We start from the raw sequence: 19,117 nt of genomic DNA, 5'->3' as shown, positions 1-19,117 counted from the left end.
GTGCGGCCATTGCAGCGATTTGCCGGCGCCGATGCAAACCAGTTATCGTCGCCGGAAGGCCTAGAAAATCTAGGCCTGCAACGTCGTTTCGCCCATGCCCGTCAGACCACCGCGTCAACACCTGCCGCCGCTCAACGCACTGCGCGCCTTCGAGGCCGCGGCGCGGCTCGGCAGCTTCTCGCGGGCGGCCGACGAGATCGGGGTGACGCAAGGCGCCATCGCCCAGCAGGTGCGTCATCTCGAAGCCTTTCTGGGCCTGACATTGTTCCGGCGGCTACCGCAGGGCGTCGCGCTGACGGAGGCGGCGCAGGAAGCCAGGCCACGGCTCAGTGCCGCCTTCGATGCGCTCGCGCTGACGGTGCAGGACCTCAAGGCGAGCCATGCCGGCCGGGCGCTCGCCATCGCCGCCCTGCCCTGCATCGCCCAACTCTGGCTGTCGCCGCGCCTGCCGGCGCTGCAACAGGCCTTTCCGGGCCTGGCCATCTCGATCAGCGCGATGGAAGACCCGCCGACGGGCCGGTACGACAATTTCGACCTGGCGCTGTTCTATCTCGCCAGGCCGCCGGCCGACGCGCTCGCGCTTGGCGAGGACCGCCTGTTCCCGGTCTGCGCTCCAGCGCTCGCCCACAAGCTGCGGACACCGGCCGATCTCGCCGGCCAGACTCTGCTGCACGACGCTGTCTGGCGCGACGATTGGGCGCGCTGGCTGCGTCATGCCGGCGCCGGCGACATCGATCCCGGCCGCGGCCCATCCTATTCGCTCTATGCGCTGGCGCTCGACGCGGCGCTCGGTGGCGCCGGTGTCCTCATCGGCCGCGGGAGCCTCATTGCGCCCAATCTCGCCGACGGGCGGCTGGTTGCGCCTTTCACCGATGAGCTTCCCAGCGGTGACCGGCTTACCATGCTGTTCCCACCGGCCGGCAAGCCGCATCCGCGGCGGGCCGAAATCGTTGCCTGGCTGGAGGCCAGCGGCTCAACGAAAAAGGGCGGCTCGTGAGAGCCGCCCTTCGGATCGATATCGGCAGGGGCCGATACAGAAATCAGCGCTTCGAGAACTGGAAGCTGCGGCGGGCCTTGGCCTTGCCGAACTTCTTGCGCTCGACCACGCGCGAGTCGCGGGTCAGGAAGCCTTCCTTCTTGAGCGGGCCGCGCAGCTCGGGCTCGTAGAAGGTCAGAGCCTTGGAGATGCCGTGGCGGACCGCGCCGGCCTGGCCGGAGAGGCCGCCGCCCTTGACCGTGACGATCACGTCGTACTGGGTCATGCGATCGACCAGCATCAGCGGCTGCTGCAGGATCAGGCGCAGCACCGGACGGGCGAAGTAGACTTCCTGGTCACGGGTGTTGACCGTGATCTTGCCGGAACCCGGCTTGATCCAGACGCGGGCGATGGCGTTCTTGCGCTTGCCGGTGGCATAGGCGCGGCCCTGGGCATCGACCTTCTTGACGTGGACGGGAGCCTCGGGCTGGACGCCCTTGGCGACCTGACCGAGCTGCTCGAGAGACTGGAGAACCTCGGCCATCGTCAGACCCTCGCGTTCTTGCGGTTGAGCGCCGCGACGTCGAGCGCCTCGGGCGACTGGGCGGCATGGGGATGCTCAGAGCCCTTGTAGACGCGCAGATTGCCGAGGATCTGGCGGAAGAGCGGGCCGCGCGGCAGCATGCGCTCGACAGCCTTCTCGACGATGCGCTCCGGGAAGCGACCTTCGAGAATGAACTTGGCGGAGCGCTCCTTGATGCCGCCCGCATAGCCGGTGTGATGGTAGTAGATCTTCTGGTCGCGCTTGCGACCGGTCAGCACCACCTTGTCGGCGTTGATGACGATGATGTTGTCGCCGCAGTCGACATGCGGGGTGTAGGCGGCCTTGTGCTTGCCGCGCAGACGCATCGCCACCAGGGAGGCGAGACGGCCGACGACGAGCCCGGAGGCGTCGATCACAACCCACTTCTTCTCGACATCGGCGGGCTTGAGCGAGATGGTCTTCATCGCGGCACCCTTCGGCTGCTTGAAAAAAGGACAAGCCGCCGGCAGGCCGGCGGCGGTGTGGGGGCTGGATAGGCGGCTACCCCAGCAATGTCAAGCGAAGATAATACGGCGCCTCGGCCAAAAACGCATTGTTTTCAGCGCAATGCAAGAAACGGTATCTGGATACCGCAATCGGATGAAAACTTGCGCAACCCGTTCCGGCGCGCCAGCATGACTTCCCGCAACCCGGAGGAACGCCATGCCAGCTCCAGCAACCCGTCATCTTGCCGGCGCCGCGTTGTTCGCGCTTCCGCTCGCCTTCGCGCAGCCGGCCGCCGCTGAAATCCATGTGCTCAGTTCCGGCGGCTTCACCGCCGCCTACAAAGACCTCGTCGCCGGCTGCGAGGTGAAGCTCGGCGAGAAGGTCGTCAGCGCCTATGGCGCCTCGATGGGAGCAGCCCCCGACGCGATCCCGAACCGGCTGGCGCGCGGCGAGCCGGCCGATGTGGTGATCCTGGCGGCCGACGCCTTCGAGAAGCTGGTCGAGGACGGCAAGGGCGCGGCTGGAACCCGCGTCGACCTCGCCCGCTCGGCGATCGGCCTATCGGTCAAAGCCGGGGCGCCCAAGCCGGATATCTCAACGGTCGAGGCACTGAAGAAGACGTTGATGGAAGCGAAGTCGATCGCCTATTCGGCAAGCGCCAGCGGCACCTATCTGTCCGAAGAGCTCTTTCCGAAGCTCGACCCCAGTGGCCAGGTCATGGCCAAGGCGAAGAAGATCTTCTCCGAACGCGTCGGCACGATCGTCGCCCGCGGCGAGGCCGAACTCGGATTCCAGCAGGTCAGCGAATTGCTGCCGATCGAAGGCCTCGATTTCGTCGGAACGCTGCCGGAGGAGGTCCAGCGCGTGACCGTGTTCTCGGCCGGCCTCGCAGCCGGCGCCAAGCAGCCGGAGGCGGCAAAGAAGCTGATCGCCTGCCTCCGCTCGGCGGAAGCGGCACCGGCGATCCGCAAGACCGGGCTCGACCCGATCCCGGCAAAATAGCCGGGCTAGCGCTCGGCCGGGATCGAATAGGTCCCGGTCGCGTGGCAGACCATCTCGGCCTCGCCTTGCGAATAGAGACAGACTTCGCCGACGGCGAGGCGCTTGCCGAGCTTGAGCAGCTTCGCCTCGCCGATCAGCGCCGACTGGCCGGGCTTGCGCAGGAAGTTGTAGTTGAGGCTGGTCGTCACCGCGAGCGCGACCGGGCCGATCTGGGCGAGGATCGCGACATAGAGCGCAAGATCAGCCAGCGCCATCATCGTCGGGCCGGAGATGGTGCCGCCCGGCCGCAAATGCTTCTCATGGTAGTCGCAGCGCATGCGCGCGGTGAGCGGCCCGACCTCCTCGACGAAATAGGTGCGCCCGCCATAGTGGAGCTGCGGGAAGACCTGATCGAGATAGGCCTCGATCTCGGCGGCGCTCATGCGGGTCGTCATCGTGCGGAAAACCGGGGTCTGATCGGGCGTTGATCCCCTTGCAGCACGGGCCCAGCCTTCCGACAATAGGACAAACAGCGAAAGGCCTGTCGCCATGAACGCCCATGCCAAAGCGCAGATCCTGTTGCGCGAGGATGCCGACGGCATCGCGACGCTGACCCTCAATCGGCCCGAGGCACGCAATCCGCTGAGCGAGGCGATGCTGGCGGCGCTGGCAGAGACGCTCGCCGCGATCGCGAACGACCGCAGCATCCGCGCCGTGGTGCTGGCCGCTGCCGGCCCGGTGTTCTCGGCTGGGCACGACCTCAAGGAGATGAGCGCGCGCCGGGCCGATCCTGATCGCGGCCGCGCCTATTTCGCCGATGTCCTCGGGCGCTGCTCGGGTGTGATGCAGCAGATCACTGCCCTGCCCCAGCCGGTGATCGCCGCCGTCGAAGGCACGGCGACCGCCGCCGGCTGCCAGCTCGTCGCAAGCTGCGATCTTGCCGTCGCCGGCGAAGCTGCGCGCTTCTGCACGCCGGGCGTCCATATCGGCCTGTTCTGCTCGACGCCGATGGTCGCGCTCTCGCGCAATCTTTCCGCCAAGCACGCGATGGAAATGCTGCTGCTCGGCGAGATGGTGCCGGCGCAGGAAGCTGCCCGCATGGGCCTCGTCAACCGCGTCGTGCCGGCGGGCGAGGCGCTTGACGAAGCCAGGCGGCTGGCCGCGGTCATCGCCTCGAAATCGGCGGCGACGGTCAAGGTCGGCAAGCGCGCCTTCTACGAGCAGCGCGAGATGGGGCTGAAGGCGGCCTATGACCACGCCTCTGCGGTAATGGTCGAGAACATGCTGGCGCGCGACGCGGAAGAAGGCATCGGCGCTTTCATGGAGAAGCGTCAGCCGGTGTGGGAGAGCTGAGGCTCCAAGCGATCCATCCCGTCATTCCGGCCGAAGCGTAGCGGCGGCCCGGAATCCATCGTAGAGCAGCGTGTGCTTAGATGAATTTCGGAGCGACCTGCGATCTTGCGGAACGACGAGCTTTCCGACCAGTGCATCGAGACCAGAGCCGACATGAACCACGACGCCTATCCCGACAGCCTAATCCGCGAGATCCTGAAAAGCGTGAAGACGATCGCGCTGGTCGGCGCCTCCGCCAACGAGGCGCGGCCGAGCTGGATCGTCACCAAATACCTGCTCGATCGCGACTATGACGTGATCCCGGTCAATCCCGGCCTCGCCGGGCAGACACTGCTGGGCAAGACGGTCTACGGCTCGCTGAAGGAGATCCCCCGGCCGGTCGACATGGTCGAGATCTTCCGCAACTCGGAGGCGGCCGGACCGATCACCGACGAGGCGCTCGGTCTCGACCCGCTGCCCAAGGTGATCTGGATGCAGCTCTCGGTGCGCAATGACGAGGCCGCGGCCAAGGCCGAGGCCAGGGGCGTCACCGTGATCATGAACCGCTGCCCGAAGATCGAATATGGCCGGCTATCCGGCGAGATCGGCTGGCAGGGCATCAATTCGCGCATCCTCTCGGCGAAGAAGCCGGTGCTCGCCGGCAAGGGCTTCCAGAAGCTGACGATCAACCGGCCGGGGACGTAACACCTGCTCCACAGAACCGCTTGATCGCAAGCATCTCGGCCTTCACTCTTCGGGTCGTCCCGGCGACCGAAGGGAGACCCGGGACCCATTCCGGAACCTCTCTCGGATAGGCTCAGGAATGGATCCCGGATCGGCGCGGCTGCGCCGCTTGTCCGGGATGACCGCGATAGGGTGAGCCGTCTACGGAGAAGGCCGATGCCACCTCTCGATCGCCGCACCGTCCTGCTCGCCGGGCTCGCCAGCGCGCTCGGCACCGGCGGCGCCCGCGCTGCCTTCCCCCAACGGCCGATCCAGCTCGTCGTGCCCTTCGCGCCGGCTGGCGGTACCGATATCGCGGCGCGCCGGCTCGGCGAGACCCTGGCGAGACAGCTGGGCCAGTCGGTGATCATCGACAACCGGCCGGGCGCCAACGGCATCGTCGCCGGGCAGGCCGTGGTCAAGGCACCGGCAGACGGCCATACGCTCCTCGTCGCGACCGCGGCCAGCTTCGCCGCCGCCCCGGCGCTCGGCCAAAAACTGCCCTATGACGTCGCCTACGATTTCGCGCCGGTCGGCATGCTCGGCCTGTTTCCGCTGGTGCTGAACGTCTCGCCGACCCTGCCGGTCAATTCGCTCGCCGAGTTCGTCGCCCATGCCAGGCAGCGGCCGGGCCAGCTCAACTTCGCCTCGGCGGGAGTCGGCGGCACCAACCACCTCGTCTTCGAAATGATCATGCAGGCGGCCGGCCTCAAGCTGGCTCATGTGCCCTATCGCGGCGCCGGACTCGCCGCGGCCGACCTGATGTCGGGCCAGGTCCAGGTGATGATCGACAGCCTCGCCGCCAGCCTGGGGAACATACAGGCCGGCAAGCTGAAGGCACTCGCCGTCACCACCGATGCACGCCAGCCGCAACTGCCGGAGTTGCCGACGCTCAGGGAACAGGGCGTCGACCTGATCTATCCCGGCTGGGCTTCGATCGTCGCGCCGGCCGGCATCGAGCCGGGTACGCTGCACATCCTCAACACCGCGATCAACGCGGCGATGGCCGATGCCGAGCTCGTCGCGCGCTATCGCGAGCTGGTGATAGAGCCGGTTGCCTGGAGCCCGCAGGAAACCGGTGCCTTCATGGCACGCGACCGCGCCATCCTGACCGAGCTGGTGGCGAAGACCGGGATCAGGCTGACCGAATAGGCGGAGAACAAGGCATGCGCCGGGAAAGCACGACCTGCTGCATCGCCGGAGGCGGCCCGGCCGGGATGATGCTCGGCTTCCTGCTGGCGCGCGCCGGGGTCGAGGTGACCGTGCTGGAGAAGCACGCCGATTTCCTGCGCGACTTCCGCGGCGACACCATCCATCCCTCGACCATGCAGGTGATGCACGAGCTCGGCCTGCTCGAGAAATTCCTGACGCTGCCACATGTCCGGGAGGACGATCTCGTCGCCCGCTTCGGAGCTGAGGACATCGCCGTCGCCGATTTCAGCCATTTGCCGGTCAAGGCGCCGTTCATCGCCTTCATGCCGCAATGGGACTTTCTCGATTTCCTCGCCGATCACGGCCGGGAGTATCCAAAGTTCCGTTTGCTGATGCAGACGAAAGCCGCCGGGCTCATCGAGGAGAACGGGCGCGTTGCGGGGGTGAAGGCGGAAGGACCCGATGGCCCGCTGGAGATCCACGCCGACCTCGTCGTGGCGGCGGATGGGCGGCGTTCCGATGTCCGCGCCGCAGCAGGCTTCACCGTCACGGAACTGGGCGCGCCGATGGATGTGCTCTGGTTTCGCTTCAGCCGCCGGCCGGATGAACCCGCACAGGCCTTCGGCCAGGTCGCGGCCGGGCGCTTCTTCATCCGGCTCAATCGCGGCGACTATTGGCAATGCGCCTTCATCATCCCGAAGGGCTCGCTGGAGCAGTTGCAGGCCGCCGGGCTCGATGCCTTCAAGGCAGGGCTCCTCGCGCTCGCGCCGGAGCTGGCCGATCGGACCGGTGAACTGGCCTCTTGGGACGACATCAAGCTGCTCTCGGTCGCGGTCGACCGGCTGGAGCGCTGGTGGCGGCCGGGGCTGATCTGCATTGGAGACGCCGCCCACGCGATGTCGCCGATCGGCGGCGTCGGCATCAACCTGGCGATCCAGGACGCCGTCGCGACCGCCAACCTGCTAGCGCGCCCGCTGCGCGCGAAAATGCTGACGGATGCCGATCTCGCCGCCGTGCAGAAACGGCGCGAATGGCCGGCCAAGGTCACGCAGGCCGCCCAGATTGCGATTCAGAACCGGGTGATCACGCCGCTGCTGGCGGCGGAGAAGCCGATTGCACCGCCCTGGCCGCTCAGGCTGCTGCAACGTTTTTCGCTGCTGCGACGCCTGCCCGCGCGCATGGTCGGCATGGGTGTCCGCCCGGAGCATGTAGGGCCCGAGCTGAGGCCACGGCGCTGAATTGACGCCTCGCAAGGCGTTCGTTAAATCGAACAAGTCGTCCGAAATCAAAGTTATCGAGGGAGCACGCCATGACCGACCGCGCACCGGGTTTCCATACGCTCGCCGTCCATGCTGGCGCTGCTCCCGACGCAGCCACCGGCGCGCGCGCCACACCGATCTACCAGACGACGAGCTTCGTGTTCGACGATGTCGACCACGCCGCCTCGCTGTTCGGGCTGCAGGCCTTCGGCAACATCTATACCCGCATCGGGAACCCGACCAACGCGGTGCTGGAAGAGCGCGTCGCCGCGCTGGAGGGCGGCACGGCGGCGCTGGCGGTGGCTTCGGGCCATGCCGCCGAGTTCCTCTGCTTCCACGCGCTGCTGCAGCCGGGCGACGAATTCGTCGCCGCCAAGAAGCTCTATGGCGGCTCGATCAACCAGTTCAACCATTCCTACAAGAACTTCGGCTGGAACGTGATCTGGGCCGATTCCGATGATCTCGACGCCTTCGCCGCCGCTGTGACGCAGAAGACCAAGGCGATCTTCATCGAATCCATCGCCAATCCCGGCGGCGTCATCGTCGACATCGAGGGCATCTCGAAGATCGCGAAGAAGCACAACATCCCGCTGATCGTCGACAACACGATGGCGAGCCCCTATTTGATCCGCCCGTTCGAGCATGGTGCCGACATCGTCGTGCATTCGGCGACGAAGTTCCTGGGCGGCCATGGCAATTCGATCGGCGGCCTGATCGTCGACGGCGGCTCGTTCAACTGGGTCGGCGACGAGCGCTACCCGATGCTGTCCAAGCCGCGGCCTGAATATAATGGCATGGTGCTGGGCGAGACCTTCGGCAATTTCGCCTTCGCGATCGCAACCCGCGTGCTCGGCCTGCGCGACATGGGCCCGGCGCTCTCGCCCTTCAACGCCTTCATGATCCTGACCGGCATCGAGACCCTGCCGCTGCGCATGCAGCGCCATTGCGAGAACACGCTCAAGGTGGCGACGCATCTTGCCAAGCACCCGGCGGTCGAGTGGGTGAACTATGCCGGCCTGCCGGACAACAAGTACCACGCCCTCGCCCAGCGCTACTGCCCCAAGGGCGCCGGCGCGGTCTTCACCTTCGGCCTGAAGGGCGGCTACGACGCCGGCGTCCAGCTGGTCTCGAAGCTCTCGCTGTTCTCGCATCTCGCCAATATCGGCGACACGCGCTCGCTGGTGATCCACCCGGCCTCGACCACCCACCGCCAGCTCTCGGACGCGCAGAAGACAGCGTCGGGCGCCGGCCCGGAAGTGGTGCGCCTGTCGATCGGCATCGAGGATGTCGAGGACCTGATCGCCGATCTCGATCAGGCGCTGGCCTGAAAGAGGCCGACATTCCCGAAATGATAAAGGCGCCTGAAGCGGCGCCTTTTGCTTTGGAAGATGCTCACAGGGTCATGGAAACCGCTGCGACCCTGTCGTGGGTTCCGGGTCCGCTGCTGCGCAGCGTCCCGGAATGACAAGTGCGGAGCCGCTTTGCGCTAGCCCCACGCCGCCTGCTGCGTGCGCGTCAGATGCACCACGCCCATCGCCAGCACGGTAAAACCGAGCGCCTGATGCGCGAGGCCGGCCCAGAGCGGCACCACCAGAAGCAGCGTCACGATGCCGAGCGCGGACTGCGCCAGCACGAGTCCGGCGATGGCGGTCGCGCGCTTGGCGGCGCCGGAGCCCGGCGCGGCGCGGCGCAGGCTTAGCATCTGCCAGAGCGCGAAGGCGAACAGGACATAGGCGCCGATGCGGTGGTTGAACTGCACCAGCGCGACATTGTCGACAAAGTTCTCCCAGACCGGCGTGCCGGCGAAGAGGGTCGAGGACGAAGGCATCAGCGCCCCGTCCATCAGCGGCCAGGTGTTGAAGGTGAAGCCGGCCTTGGAGCCGGCGACGAGTCCACCGAGTGCGATCTGAACGAAAAGCAAAAAGAGCAGGAACCAGGCGGCACCCCTGCCCCAGGCCGGCTCGATGCGACGCAGCGGAGTGAGCCAGGTGGCGAAGGCGATGACGCTGGCGAAGAAAAAGCCGGCGAAGGTCAAATGCAGCGTCAGCTTGACCGGAGCGACCGCGACCATGCCGGGCTGCAAGCCCGAGGCGACCATGATCCAGCCGATCGTGCCCTGCAGGCCGAGCAGCAGGCCCATACCGAACAGGATCGCGGTCTCACGCCACGGCATCAGGCGCCGCATCAGGATTACGAGGAAACCGGCGAGGTAGACCAATCCGATGAGACGGCCGAGCTGGCGATGGCCCCATTCCCACCAGTAGATGAATTTGAAGTCGGCGAGTTCCATCCCCGAATTCAGCAGCTGGAATTGCGGACTGAGGCGATATTTCTCGAACTCGAGCGCCCAGGCGGCGTCGGAGAGCGGCGGAATCGCGCCGGTGACGGGGCGCCATTCGGTGATCGAGAGGCCGGAGCCGGTCAACCGCGTCGCGCCGCCGACCACCACCATGACGAAGACGAGGAAGGCGACGGCCCAGAGCCAGCGGCGGATACCGGCGTGGTTCGTGGCGGCCGGAACGGCAGTCTGATCGAGCGCGATCGTCACGGCGGCGGGACCTCGGGTCGCAGGCGGCGGAGTTGATTGCGCTTCACAAGCGCGGCGGCGGGTGACAGATAGTCCGCCCGCAAGACCTGAACAACGCCCGCAATGCCGCAGCCCGGACCATGATCGCCATGAGGCAGACCCATCGCAAGCTCGTCGGCACGGTCGTGATGATCGTCTTCGTCTGCGTCTACGCGCTCGTCGCCATGGCGCTGGCGCAGGGGCGGATCACCGAGGCCTCGAAGCCGGTGCAGACCATCGCCTATATCGTGCTCGGGCTGATCTGGGTGCTGCCACTGCTGCCGCTGATCAAATGGATGGAGCGGAAGGACGAGATCTGAGGCTCCCGGCGTCAGTCGACGCTCACCCTCTGCCCCTTGTTCCACAGCAGGAAAGGCAGCCCCGACAGTAGCGCCTTCAGCGCCGCCTCGCTCTGGTGCAGGCCGTTGAGCGAGACGCGCGGCAGCGCGTGCAGGTGGGCGGCATGCTCGGGGAAGAGATGGCCCGGCCGGGTCGTCACGGCGCTCGCGAAGCCCGCTTCCCTGGCCAGAGCGAACTCGCGCGGGCCGGCGGAGGTGGGATCGCCGACCGGGTAGGCGAAGTGGCGGACCGCAATGCCCAGCGCCTCCTCCAGCCAGGCCTTGCTCTCGGCGACCTCGCGGCGTGCTTCCGCTTCGGGATGCTTGGCCAGCATCGGATGGCTGAGCGTATGCGCCCCGATGGTGACCCCGGGCGCACCGGCGAGCGAGCGCAGCGTCTCGGTCGGCAGGCATTCGCGTTCGACCAACGCGACAGCGTCGATGCCACCTTGCCGCGCGAGATCGGAAATCACTGAGAGCAGAATCGCTTCCGGGCCTTTGCGCAGACGCCTGTAGAGTTGGTCGAACGCCATCTGCTTCTGTGCATCGGTTCCAGACGGAGCGTCGAAGCGGCCGTCTGGAAGCTCGACCGAGACGCGCGGCAGGGCCCGGATCGCCTCCTCCAGCTCCAGCCACCAGAGCCGGGCCGTGCGCTCGGCAAAGCCGCGCACGGCATAGAGCGTCCAGGGCACACCGTGCTTCGCCAGTACCGGCCAGGCATGGTCGAGATTGTCGCGATAGCCGTCGTCGAAGGTGAGCGCGACGAAGAAGCGGCCGGGCTGCGGATCGACCAGCCGCGCCAGCGCCTCGTCGAGCGAGACGATCTCGTAGCCCTCGGCCCGGATCGAGGTCAGCGCCCGATCGAGGAAATCGGGCGTGATCTCCAGCAGCCCGTTCGGACGGAAACCGCCGGCGGTTGCCGGGCGGACATGATGCAGCGTCAGGATCGCGCCTTTGCCCTGCGCGAGCCCCCTGCCCCAGCGGTCGGCACCGGTCGCCGCTATGGCCGTGAAGGCGGCTGAAAAAGCCTTGTGGCGCAGGCTCATGCCCGGCATCTCCGAGAGATCGATTCAACCCTTCGCTAACGCTGTTCGGCGAAGCTGTCTTGCAACGTCCGCGACAGTGGCAGGTCCGTTCACAATGCGGGGTTAAGGAAGGCGGCATGTCCGTCGTCGCCGACCGCGCGCCCAGCCCGTCCGTCCTTCCTGCCCTGCGGCGGGAGAATGAGGCGCGCCCTTGGGCCAGGATCATTGTGAGCGGCGACCTTGCCGCTCTCGAAGCCGATTGGCGCGCGCTCGAAGCCGATGCGCTGGTGACGCCCTATCAAGCCTATGACTGGGTTCGCCCCTTCGTCACGACGATCGGCCGGGCCGAGGAGATGGACTTCCGCTTCGTCCGGATCGAGGACAGCCAGGGCGCGTTGCTCGCTCTGTTCCCGCTGGTGGTCGCCAGGCGCCTCGGCACGCGCTTCGCCGAGTTCATCGGCGGCAAGCACGCCAACTATCACATGGCGCTCTATCGGCCGGACTTCGCCGAAGCGCTCGATGCGACGGCAGCCCAGCAGCTGCTCCGGGAGATCGGCGCGGCGATCGGCGGGATCGACGCGCTATTCCTGATCAACCAGCCGACCGCCTGGCAGGGCATCGCCAATCCACCGGCCAGGCTCGCCGCCGGGCAAAGCCCGAGCCGCGCCTACAAGCTGGCGCTCGAACCGGGCGATTGCGACGGCACGCTCCGGCGCTCGATGAGCAAACATGCCCGTAAGAAGATGACGACGAAGCGCAATCGTTTCGCCGAGTTCGGGCCATCGGAACTGGTCCAGGCCCACAGCGACGCCGAGATCGAGCGGGTGCTCGACGCCTTTCTGGCGCAGAAGGCGGCCCGCTTCGCGCAGCTGGGCCTGGCCGACCCGTTCGCCACCCCGGCGATCCGCGCGTTCCTGCGTGACGGAGCGCTGGCGCAGGCAGGCCGCTCACCGGCAATCGAGCTCTATTCGCTCGATCTCTCGGGCCGTTCGGTCGCGACCTATGTCGGCGCCGTCCAAGGCAAACGCTTCTCCGGCATGGCGACCTCCTTCGATCTCGGCTCGGAGGCGGCGCGGACCAGTCCCGGCGAGATTCTCCTGATCGAACTGATCAAGCGCAAATGCCGGGCCGGCGTCACCATGTTCGACCTCGGCGTCGGCGAGGCCCGCTACAAGACAACGATCTGCGACGATAGCGACGAACTCGTCGACACCTTCGTCCCGCTGACGGCCAAAGGGCGGGCCTATGCAGGCTACAGCCAGGCGAAGCGCGCGCTGAAGCGGCGGATCAAGGCCTCGCCCCTTGCCCTGAAGACGGCGCAACGCGTCCTCGGGCTGCTGAGGCGCCGCAAGCCGGCAGAGGCGGATGAGTAGGCCGCCTCTGCAATCTCTCTCCGTCTCTCGACGTCTCAAATCCACCGCGCCGAAGTAGCGGCGGCCCAGCATCGCCGGCATCATCCTGATCGACAAGATCGCCGGGGCTCTGGCGGAGCGAGACAATCGCTGGCGACGGTGGCGGCGGCAAGATGCTGTGATGCAGGCCGGCCGGGCAAGCAACAGAGCGCCATGTCTGGACATCGGCAGATCGCCTGCAAGCGGACGCTGCCGCTAAGAGCGATAATCGGCCGGAGTAGCCGGCCAAGACCATCCGTCTTCACACCGGGTTCAACAGCCGCTCCAGGGATCGGACGACGCTCTCGCCCATAGCCGTTCGGGTCTCGATGGTCGCGCTGCCGAGATGCGGGGCGAGCACGACATTGTCCAGCCGCCGCAAGGCCAGCGGGACGTCAGGCTCGTCGGCGAAGACGTCGAGCCCGGCGCTGCCAAGCCGACCCGATGCCAGCGCTTCGACAAGGGCCGGCTCGTCGACGATCTCGCCGCGCGCGATGTTGACCAGCGTGGCGTCGGGCCCAAGCGCTGCGATGACGCTGCGGTCGACCAGACCGCGATTGGCCGTCCCGCCCGGGCAGGCGATGACGAAGACATCGCTGTCGGCGGCGAGCGCCCGCGCATCGGCATGGTGGGGATAGGCACATTCGGCGACCGGCCGGCGCGTGCAGTAGCGCGGCTGCATGCCCATCGCCTCGGCGCGGCGGGCTATGGCGCTGCCGATATGGCCGAGACCGAGCAGGCCGATTCGTCGTCCCGTCACCGAGCGACCGAGCGGAAACGCATCCTTGGCCCAGGCGCCGCTGCGGACATGGGCATCGGCAGCGACGAGGCGCCGCCGGGCCATCACCATCAACGCAATGGCAAGGTCGGCGACCTCGTCGGCGAGTGCGGTCGAGCTGTTGGTGAGAGGGATACCGCGCTCGGCGAGAGCCTCCGTATCGATCTTGTCCAGCCCGGCGCTGTAGCAGGCGACAAGCTCGAGCGCCGGCAGCCTGGCGAGCAACGCACGATCCAGCCGCGCCTTGCCCGTCGTGGCGATGCCGCGGATGCGGGCACCATGAGAAGAGACGAGTGCCTCGATCTCCGGGGCGTCACCTGGTCCGAGCACGTCGAAGCGCTCCGCCAGCGCCGCGATCGTCGCCGCGGGCACCCCGGACGAAAGAACGAGGATGGTGACGGGCCGCATCAGGCCTTGGCGAGCCAGGCTTCGGCGAGCTGCCAGGCGCCACCGGAATCGAGCACGATGTTCCGGAGTTCCTTGCGCGCGACATGACGCGCCTCGCGGAAGAACAGCCAGGAATAGTAGTCGTTCCTGTTCAGCGCGGTCTGGAGCTCCTTGTAGATCGCCTTGCGTTTGGCCTGCTCGGTCTCCTCGCGGCCCTGGTCGACCAGGCGGAAGACCTCCTCGTCCTTGATCCCGGACCAATTCTGCGCTGCCGTGCGTCCGAAGAACGGGCCGAAAACATGGTCGGGGTCGGCGCGCGGGACATTGACGCGGCCCATCGCCAGTTCGTGCTGCAGGCCGAGCACCTTCGGCACCCAGGCCTGCCGCTCCAGGATCTCGATCTCCATGTTGATCTTGAACGGCTTGAGCTGGGCCTGGACGATCTGCGCAACCTGCGTGTCGGGATCGCGCTGAATGATCGAGAGCTTGCAGGTAAAGCCGTTGGGCTGGCCGCCCTCCTTGAGCAGGGCCTGGACCTTGGCCGGATCGAGCTTCGGCTGCGGCACGCTCGCGTCATAGGACCAGTCGCTCGGCGGCACCCAGGTCGGCGTCACCGCGCCGAAGCCGCGGGTGATGCCCTTCATCAGCACGTTGCGGTCGATGCCGTGGTTGACGGCGGCGCGCAGGTGGGGATTGGCGAAGATGCCCTTCGAGACGTTGAAGGTCAGCCATTGCGCGATGCCCGGAGGCACCGCGACCAGCGTCAGCGCCGGATTCTTCTCGACCTCCTCAAAATCGCGCGGCGTGACGCCGTCGACGAGATGCACCCCGCCCGACTTGACCTCGACCATCTTGACCGCCGTGGTCGGGATGATCCGCAGCGTCACGGCATCGGCATAGGGCAGCCTCTTGCCGTCGGTGCCGTCGCGCCAATAGCGCTCGTTGCGGGTAAAGCGGATCTGGCTTCCACCGACCCATTCCGCGAACTTGTAGGGGCCGGTCCCGACCGGCTGGCGGCCGAAATCCTGCCCGAGCTTCTTCAGCGCCGCCGGCGAGCACATCATCCCGGCTTCCACCGCGAGCGAGGCCAGCGCCGCGCCGGAGGGCTGCTTCAGGTTGATCCTGACGGCCATCGGCCCGGCCACCTCGGCACCGGCGATATCCGCGAGGTCCGGGGTGCGCGGCGCGGTCGAGTTCGGCGCCACGACGCGGGCGATGTTGAACACCACCGCCTCGGCGTCGAAGGGCTCGCCGTCGTGGAAGACGACGCCCTCGCGCAGCTTGAAGACGACGGTTTTCTTGTCTTCCGACCATTGCCAGCTCGTTGCCAGCGAGGGCTGGAGATTGCCCTGTACGTCGAACTTCAGCAGCCCTTCGAACATCTGGATCAGGGCGTAGCGATCCGAGGTCGGTGCATCGCCCATGATCGGGTCGAGGCTCTTCGGCTGCAGGTCCATCGATGCGACGATGGTGCCGCCGCGCACCGGCGCCCCTTGCGCGAAGGCAAGGCCGGGCAGCCCGGCGATGAGACCTGCACCGGACGCGCCCAGCAAAAGATCGCGACGTGAAATCAGGGCCATTGGCGTGATCTCCTCCAAGGCGCTCTTCGTCGGCGCCGACGGAGAAGGCACCTATCAGATATGTTATGAGATAGGCAATTGCTTTTTTGCGCGACCAACGCAGAGCCTGCTTTGACAGCAAGCCACGATGCCCCATTGCAGCCTACACTAGGCAGGCGACATCTACGCCCGAGCGATCTTGGTAGCGTCGCATAATTGTTGACGCCGTCCTCGAGCAAGCTTATCTGATATGTTATGAGTGAGATCACCGCCCTTCAACATGATAAGCAGCGCCTGACCGAAGCGGTGACGCAGTTCGTCATCGACCGGGTCGCCGAGCGCGTCTATCGCGCAGGCGATCAGCTGCCGTCGGAATCCGAGCTCGCCAAACGGCTCAATGTCTCGAAGCCGGTGGTGCGCGAGGCGCTCGGGCGCCTCTCGGCGCTGGGCATCGTCCAGATCCAGCAGGGCAAGGCGACCACGGTGAGGGGGCTTTCGGTTGCCCCGCTCGACCAGTTCCTGCGCCTCGCCGTTCGCGTCACCGACAATGGCCTGCGCGAGGCGGTCGAACTCAGGCGCGCCATCGAGGTCGAAGTCGCGGCGCTGGCTGCCGAGCGGGCGACACCGCTCCAGGTCGAGCCGGTCGAGGTCGCGCTGGAGAAGATGCGCGCCAATATCGACGGCGATTTCGAGCGCTGGCTGCAGGGCGACCTTGCCTTCCATGTCGCCCTGGCGCGCTGCTCCGGCAACGCGCTGCTCGAGCATCTGGTGAGCGCGCTCGTCGACACCATCAAGTTCACCCAACGCGCGCTCGGCATGCAGCGCGACCTGCGCGACCCGGCCGCGACGGTCGCCCGTCATCAAGCCATCGTCGATGCGATCAAGGCCCGCGACCCTGCGGCGGCGCGCATCGCCATGACCACCCATTTCGCGGTGTCCGACGCCGTCATCGCCGAGATCGCCCGCGACCACCGCCGGCTCGATCGCTACTGAGGGATCGCGTCCGTGCTGCCCTATCTGGCCAAGAAGCTCGCGCAGATGCTGCCGGTGGCGTTCTTCGTCACCATCATCGTCTTCGCGCTCACCAACCTGCTGCCGGGCGACCCGACCGTCACCATCCTCGGCGAGCAGGCGAGCCCCGAGCAGCGCGCCGCCGTGCGCATCGAGTATGGTCTCGATCAGCCGGCCCCGGTCCGCTACGTCACCTGGCTCGCCCGCGTCGCGCAGGGCGATTTTGGCCGCTCCTTGCGCACCCGCGAGGATGTCGGCGCGATGCTGGCTGCGCGCATCCCGGTGACGCTCGAGCTCGGCCTCATCTCGATCCTGATCGCGGTCGCCATCGGCATGCCCGCCGGCATCCTCGCCGCGCGCTTCCGCGGCAGCCTGATCGATGTGGCGGCGAGCCTGATCGCCATGTCCTCCGTCGCGGTGCCCTATTTCTGGATGGGCGTGCTGCTGATCATGCTGTTCTCGCTCAAGCTCGGCTGGCTGCCGCCCTCCGGCCATATCCGCTTCCTCGACGATCCCGGCGGCAACCTCACGCTGATGGTGATGCCGGCGCTGACGATCGGCACCGCCTTCGCCGCGCTCGTCATGCGCCAGACCCGCGCCTCGATGCTGCAGGTGCTGTCGATGGACTATATCCGCACCGCAAGGGCCAAGGGCTTGAGCGAGCGCCTCGTCCTGGTCCGGCATGCGCTGCGCAATGCGCTGATCCCGATCGTCACCGTCATCGGCCTGCAGATCGGCGCCCTGCTCGGCGGCGCGGTCGTGACCGAGACGGTCTTCGCCTTGCCCGGCCTCGGCCGCATGCTGGTCGATGGCATCTTCCAACGCGACTTCCCGGTCATCCAGGGCGCGATCCTGTTCATCGTCATCGCGGTCTTCGCGGTGAACCTCCTGACCGACCTGCTCTACCGGGCCTTCGACCCGCGCGTGAAGGCGTGAGGCGATGGCGGCCGTGACCGGATCGATGCCCCCCGCCGCCACCGCGACGCAGCGCGCTCCGCGCTCGCCCGGCGCCATCATCCTGCGCCGCATCCTCGGCTCCTGGCAGGGTCGCTTCGGCACGATCGTGCTCGCCGTCATCGTCGCGCTCGGGCTGCTCGCGCCCTGGCTCTCGCCCTATTCGCCGGTCGATATCGATCCTGAGGCCTTCTCGATGCCGCCGAGCGCGGCGCACTGGTTCGGCACCGACGAGATCGGCCGCGACGTGCTTTCGCGCGTGCTGCATGGCGCCACCGTCTCTCTTCAGGTCGTGATCTTCGCAATCGGGCTCGCGCTGATCGCCGGCTCGCTGCTCGGGCTGGTCTCCGGCTGGCTCGGCGGGCGCTGGGACGCGCTGATCATGCGGATCATGGACGCTTTCCTCGCCTTCCCGCTGCTCGTGCTGGCGCTCTCGATCGTCGCCGTGCTCGGCCCCGACCTCGTCAATGCGATGCTCGCCATCGCCATTACCAAGATGCCCGGCTTCGCCCGATTGGTGCGGGCCGAAGTGCTGTCCCTGCGCGAGGCCGATTATGTCGTGGCGGCGCAGGCAGCCGGCGCGCGGCCTTTGCGCATCCTGTTCAAGCACATCTGGCCGAACGTCTCCGGCAACGTCATCGTCTACGGCTCGCTCTCCGCCTCGCAGGCGCTGATCACCGAAAGCGCCCTCTCCTTCCTCGGCCTCGGCGTGCAGCCGCCGACGCCGAGCTGGGGCTACATGGTCGCGACCGGCATCCAGTTCTACCAGTCCTGGTGGATGAGCTTCTTTCCCGGGCTCGCCATCTTCCTGACCGTGCTCGCGCTGAATTTCCTCGGTGACGCGGTGCGCGACGCCTTCGACGCGAGGCTCGGTGACAGCCATGGCTGAGCCCGCACGCCTCCAGGTCGACCTGACGGGGCGCCGGGTGCTCGTCACGGGTGCGACGCAGGGCATTGGGCTCGCCATCGCGACCGCGCTCGCGCACTCCGGCGCCATCATCTGCCTCAACGGCCCGGCGGCAGGCAATGAGCTCGACGGCGCCTGCCTCGCGGCGGCGGCGGCGCTCGGCATCGCCGCCGACCTGAGCCGGCCTGCGCAGGTCGAGCGCCTGATCGCCGAAACGACCGCGCGGCTCGGCGGGATCGATATCCTCGTGCTCAACGCCGCCCTGCAGGAACGGGCGCCCTGGCATGGTTTCGAGCGTGCCGCTCTCGACCGGCAATGGGAGCTCAACCTCGCTGCCAACTACCGGCTGATGCAGGCCTTCGTCCCTGCGATGGCGGAGCGCGGCTTCGGCCGGCTGATCGCGATCGGCTCGATCCAGCAGGTCAGGGAACATCCGCAGATGCTCGCCTATGCCGCGAGCAAGGCGGCGCTGGAGAGCATGGTCCGCAGTATCGCCCGCCAGGTCGCCGCCAAAGGCGTCACCTGCAACGTGCTGGCGCCGGGCGCGATCGCGACCGCGCGCAATCGCGAGGCGCTGGCCGACCACGCCTATCGCGAGGCGGTGCTCGCCCGCATCCCGGCGAACCGCCTGGGCACGCCGGAAGACTGCGCCGAGGTCGCACTGTTCCTGGCCTCCGACGCCGCCCGCTACATCACCGGCACGACGCTCTTCGTCGATGGCGGCATGCATCTCTAGGGAGATTTTGGG

Annotated in this window: 20 protein-coding genes; 13 read left to right on the top strand and 7 right to left on the bottom strand. The window is 67.3% G+C overall.

Annotation, left to right across the window (positions count from 1 at the left end; genetic code table 11):
• Nucleotides 1-94: 94 nt before the first annotated feature.
• Nucleotides 95-997, top strand: coding sequence for a LysR substrate-binding domain-containing protein (locus CXY91_RS00530; RefSeq protein ID WP_100958878.1), 903 nt, complete (start codon nt 95-97; stop codon nt 995-997).
• Between the two features lie 43 nt (nt 998-1,040).
• On the opposite strand, the gene rpsI is transcribed toward CXY91_RS00530, so the two are convergent.
• Both rpsI and rplM read right to left on the bottom strand, forming a co-directional pair.
• On the bottom strand, nt 1,041-1,520 hold the full coding sequence (rpsI, locus tag CXY91_RS00525) for a 30S ribosomal protein S9 (protein ID WP_091829985.1): 480 nt from the start codon (nt 1,518-1,520) through the stop codon (nt 1,041-1,043).
• 2 nt (nt 1,521-1,522) lie between these two features.
• Nucleotides 1,523-1,984 carry a 50S ribosomal protein L13 gene (gene rplM, locus CXY91_RS00520; RefSeq protein WP_091829987.1) on the bottom strand — a complete coding sequence of 154 codons (462 nt, stop codon included), beginning with the start codon at nt 1,982-1,984 and terminating at the stop codon, nt 1,523-1,525.
• 238 nt (nt 1,985-2,222) lie between these two features.
• Here rplM and CXY91_RS00515 point away from each other — a divergent pair, with 238 nt between their 5' ends.
• A complete protein-coding gene (locus CXY91_RS00515; protein WP_100958877.1) occupies nt 2,223-3,008 on the top strand; it encodes a substrate-binding domain-containing protein in 786 nt (261 codons plus the stop codon).
• A 5-nt stretch (nt 3,009-3,013) separates the two neighbouring features.
• Here the strand turns inward: CXY91_RS00515 and CXY91_RS00510 are convergent, their stop codons facing one another.
• Nucleotides 3,014-3,430, bottom strand: a complete 417-nt coding sequence (locus CXY91_RS00510) for a PaaI family thioesterase (RefSeq protein WP_100958876.1) — start codon at nt 3,428-3,430, stop codon at nt 3,014-3,016.
• 106 nt (nt 3,431-3,536) lie between these two features.
• On the opposite strand from CXY91_RS00510, the gene CXY91_RS00505 reads away from it, so the two are divergent.
• The 5 genes from CXY91_RS00505 (at nt 3,537) to CXY91_RS00485 (ending at nt 8,781) form a co-directional block, all read left to right on the top strand.
• On the top strand, nt 3,537-4,340 hold the full coding sequence (locus tag CXY91_RS00505; RefSeq protein ID WP_100958875.1) for an enoyl-CoA hydratase: 804 nt from the start codon (nt 3,537-3,539) through the stop codon (nt 4,338-4,340).
• Nucleotides 4,341-4,493: 153 nt separating this feature from the next.
• On the top strand, nt 4,494-5,024 hold the full coding sequence (locus tag CXY91_RS00500; RefSeq protein ID WP_100959051.1) for a CoA-binding protein: 531 nt from the start codon (nt 4,494-4,496) through the stop codon (nt 5,022-5,024).
• Between the two features lie 195 nt (nt 5,025-5,219).
• Nucleotides 5,220-6,194, top strand: a complete 975-nt coding sequence (locus tag CXY91_RS00495; protein WP_100958874.1) for a Bug family tripartite tricarboxylate transporter substrate binding protein — start codon at nt 5,220-5,222, stop codon at nt 6,192-6,194.
• A gap of 14 nt (nt 6,195-6,208) precedes the next feature.
• Nucleotides 6,209-7,432, top strand: a complete 1,224-nt coding sequence (locus tag CXY91_RS00490; protein ID WP_100958873.1) for an FAD-dependent oxidoreductase — start codon at nt 6,209-6,211, stop codon at nt 7,430-7,432.
• Nucleotides 7,433-7,503: 71 nt separating this feature from the next.
• Complete coding sequence (locus tag CXY91_RS00485) at nt 7,504-8,781, top strand: O-acetylhomoserine aminocarboxypropyltransferase (protein WP_100958872.1); 1,278 nt, start codon at nt 7,504-7,506, stop codon at nt 8,779-8,781.
• Between the two features lie 158 nt (nt 8,782-8,939).
• Here the strand turns inward: CXY91_RS00485 and CXY91_RS00480 are convergent, their stop codons facing one another.
• Nucleotides 8,940-10,001, bottom strand: a complete 1,062-nt coding sequence (locus CXY91_RS00480; RefSeq protein WP_349236573.1) for a COX15/CtaA family protein — start codon at nt 9,999-10,001, stop codon at nt 8,940-8,942.
• Nucleotides 10,002-10,129: 128 nt separating this feature from the next.
• On the opposite strand from CXY91_RS00480, the gene CXY91_RS00475 reads away from it, so the two are divergent.
• On the top strand, nt 10,130-10,339 hold the full coding sequence (locus CXY91_RS00475) for a DUF2842 domain-containing protein (protein ID WP_091830006.1): 210 nt from the start codon (nt 10,130-10,132) through the stop codon (nt 10,337-10,339).
• A gap of 11 nt (nt 10,340-10,350) precedes the next feature.
• On the opposite strand, the gene CXY91_RS00470 is transcribed toward CXY91_RS00475, so the two are convergent.
• Nucleotides 10,351-11,412, bottom strand: coding sequence for a polysaccharide deacetylase family protein (locus CXY91_RS00470; RefSeq protein WP_100958871.1), 1,062 nt, complete (start codon nt 11,410-11,412; stop codon nt 10,351-10,353).
• A gap of 197 nt (nt 11,413-11,609) precedes the next feature.
• On the opposite strand from CXY91_RS00470, the gene CXY91_RS00465 reads away from it, so the two are divergent.
• Entirely contained in the window at nt 11,610-12,755 is a 1,146-nt protein-coding gene (locus CXY91_RS00465) for a GNAT family N-acetyltransferase (protein WP_158673207.1), read from the top strand.
• A 280-nt stretch (nt 12,756-13,035) separates the two neighbouring features.
• Here CXY91_RS00465 and CXY91_RS00460 read toward each other — a convergent pair whose 3' ends face one another.
• Both CXY91_RS00460 and CXY91_RS00455 read right to left on the bottom strand, forming a co-directional pair.
• Nucleotides 13,036-13,959 (bottom strand): 2-hydroxyacid dehydrogenase, encoded by a 924-nt coding sequence (locus tag CXY91_RS00460; RefSeq protein WP_100958869.1) that lies wholly within the window; start codon nt 13,957-13,959, stop codon nt 13,036-13,038.
• Nucleotides 13,959-15,518, bottom strand: a complete 1,560-nt coding sequence (locus tag CXY91_RS00455) for an ABC transporter substrate-binding protein (protein ID WP_100958868.1) — start codon at nt 15,516-15,518, stop codon at nt 13,959-13,961. Before CXY91_RS00455 ends, CXY91_RS00460 begins: the two co-directional genes overlap by 1 nt.
• Before the next feature lie 234 nt (nt 15,519-15,752).
• Here CXY91_RS00455 and CXY91_RS00450 point away from each other — a divergent pair, with 234 nt between their 5' ends.
• Genes CXY91_RS00450 through CXY91_RS00435 form a run of 4 tightly spaced genes read left to right on the top strand, consistent with a single transcriptional unit; the run spans nt 15,753 to nt 19,105 of the window.
• A complete protein-coding gene (locus CXY91_RS00450; RefSeq protein WP_091830015.1) occupies nt 15,753-16,490 on the top strand; it encodes a FadR/GntR family transcriptional regulator in 738 nt (245 codons plus the stop codon).
• 12 nt (nt 16,491-16,502) lie between these two features.
• The gene (locus CXY91_RS00445; RefSeq protein ID WP_248307295.1) at nt 16,503-17,444 is read left to right on the top strand and encodes an ABC transporter permease; all 942 of its coding nucleotides are present in this window, start codon (nt 16,503-16,505) and stop codon (nt 17,442-17,444) included.
• A gap of 4 nt (nt 17,445-17,448) precedes the next feature.
• Complete coding sequence (locus CXY91_RS00440) at nt 17,449-18,351, top strand: ABC transporter permease (RefSeq protein ID WP_199777321.1); 903 nt, start codon at nt 17,449-17,451, stop codon at nt 18,349-18,351.
• Entirely contained in the window at nt 18,344-19,105 is a 762-nt protein-coding gene (locus tag CXY91_RS00435) for an SDR family NAD(P)-dependent oxidoreductase (protein ID WP_100958867.1), read from the top strand. Before CXY91_RS00440 ends, CXY91_RS00435 begins: the two co-directional genes overlap by 8 nt.
• Nucleotides 19,106-19,117: the final 12 nt, after the last annotated feature.

This window comes from Allobosea sp. FBZP-16, from assembly GCF_002831785.1.
In the GTDB taxonomy this organism is placed as follows: Bacteria; Pseudomonadota; Alphaproteobacteria; order Rhizobiales; family Beijerinckiaceae; genus Allobosea; species Allobosea lupini.
This window is presented reverse-complemented; position numbering and strand designations above follow the sequence as displayed.

What these genes read in the sequence shown, in the direction of transcription:
- CXY91_RS00440 (WP_199777321.1), top strand. Translation starts at nt 17,449, where the DNA reads ATGGCGGCCGTGACCGGATCGATGCCCCCCGCCGCCACCGCGACGCAG.
- CXY91_RS00460 (WP_100958869.1), bottom strand. Translation starts at nt 13,959, where the DNA reads ATGCGGCCCGTCACCATCCTCGTTCTTTCGTCCGGGGTGCCCGCGGCG.
- CXY91_RS00435 (WP_100958867.1), top strand. Translation starts at nt 18,344, where the DNA reads ATGGCTGAGCCCGCACGCCTCCAGGTCGACCTGACGGGGCGCCGGGTG.
- rpsI (WP_091829985.1), bottom strand. Translation starts at nt 1,520, where the DNA reads ATGGCCGAGGTTCTCCAGTCTCTCGAGCAGCTCGGTCAGGTCGCCAAG.
- rplM (WP_091829987.1), bottom strand. Translation starts at nt 1,984, where the DNA reads ATGAAGACCATCTCGCTCAAGCCCGCCGATGTCGAGAAGAAGTGGGTT.
- CXY91_RS00500 (WP_100959051.1), top strand. Translation starts at nt 4,494, where the DNA reads ATGAACCACGACGCCTATCCCGACAGCCTAATCCGCGAGATCCTGAAA.
- CXY91_RS00515 (WP_100958877.1), top strand. Translation starts at nt 2,223, where the DNA reads ATGCCAGCTCCAGCAACCCGTCATCTTGCCGGCGCCGCGTTGTTCGCG.
- CXY91_RS00495 (WP_100958874.1), top strand. Translation starts at nt 5,220, where the DNA reads ATGCCACCTCTCGATCGCCGCACCGTCCTGCTCGCCGGGCTCGCCAGC.
- CXY91_RS00510 (WP_100958876.1), bottom strand. Translation starts at nt 3,430, where the DNA reads ATGAGCGCCGCCGAGATCGAGGCCTATCTCGATCAGGTCTTCCCGCAG.
- CXY91_RS00505 (WP_100958875.1), top strand. Translation starts at nt 3,537, where the DNA reads ATGAACGCCCATGCCAAAGCGCAGATCCTGTTGCGCGAGGATGCCGAC.
- CXY91_RS00470 (WP_100958871.1), bottom strand. Translation starts at nt 11,412, where the DNA reads ATGCCGGGCATGAGCCTGCGCCACAAGGCTTTTTCAGCCGCCTTCACG.
- CXY91_RS00450 (WP_091830015.1), top strand. Translation starts at nt 15,753, where the DNA reads ATGAGTGAGATCACCGCCCTTCAACATGATAAGCAGCGCCTGACCGAA.
- CXY91_RS00455 (WP_100958868.1), bottom strand. Translation starts at nt 15,518, where the DNA reads ATGGCCCTGATTTCACGTCGCGATCTTTTGCTGGGCGCGTCCGGTGCA.
- CXY91_RS00530 (WP_100958878.1), top strand. Translation starts at nt 95, where the DNA reads ATGCCCGTCAGACCACCGCGTCAACACCTGCCGCCGCTCAACGCACTG.
- CXY91_RS00485 (WP_100958872.1), top strand. Translation starts at nt 7,504, where the DNA reads ATGACCGACCGCGCACCGGGTTTCCATACGCTCGCCGTCCATGCTGGC.
- CXY91_RS00490 (WP_100958873.1), top strand. Translation starts at nt 6,209, where the DNA reads ATGCGCCGGGAAAGCACGACCTGCTGCATCGCCGGAGGCGGCCCGGCC.
- CXY91_RS00475 (WP_091830006.1), top strand. Translation starts at nt 10,130, where the DNA reads ATGAGGCAGACCCATCGCAAGCTCGTCGGCACGGTCGTGATGATCGTC.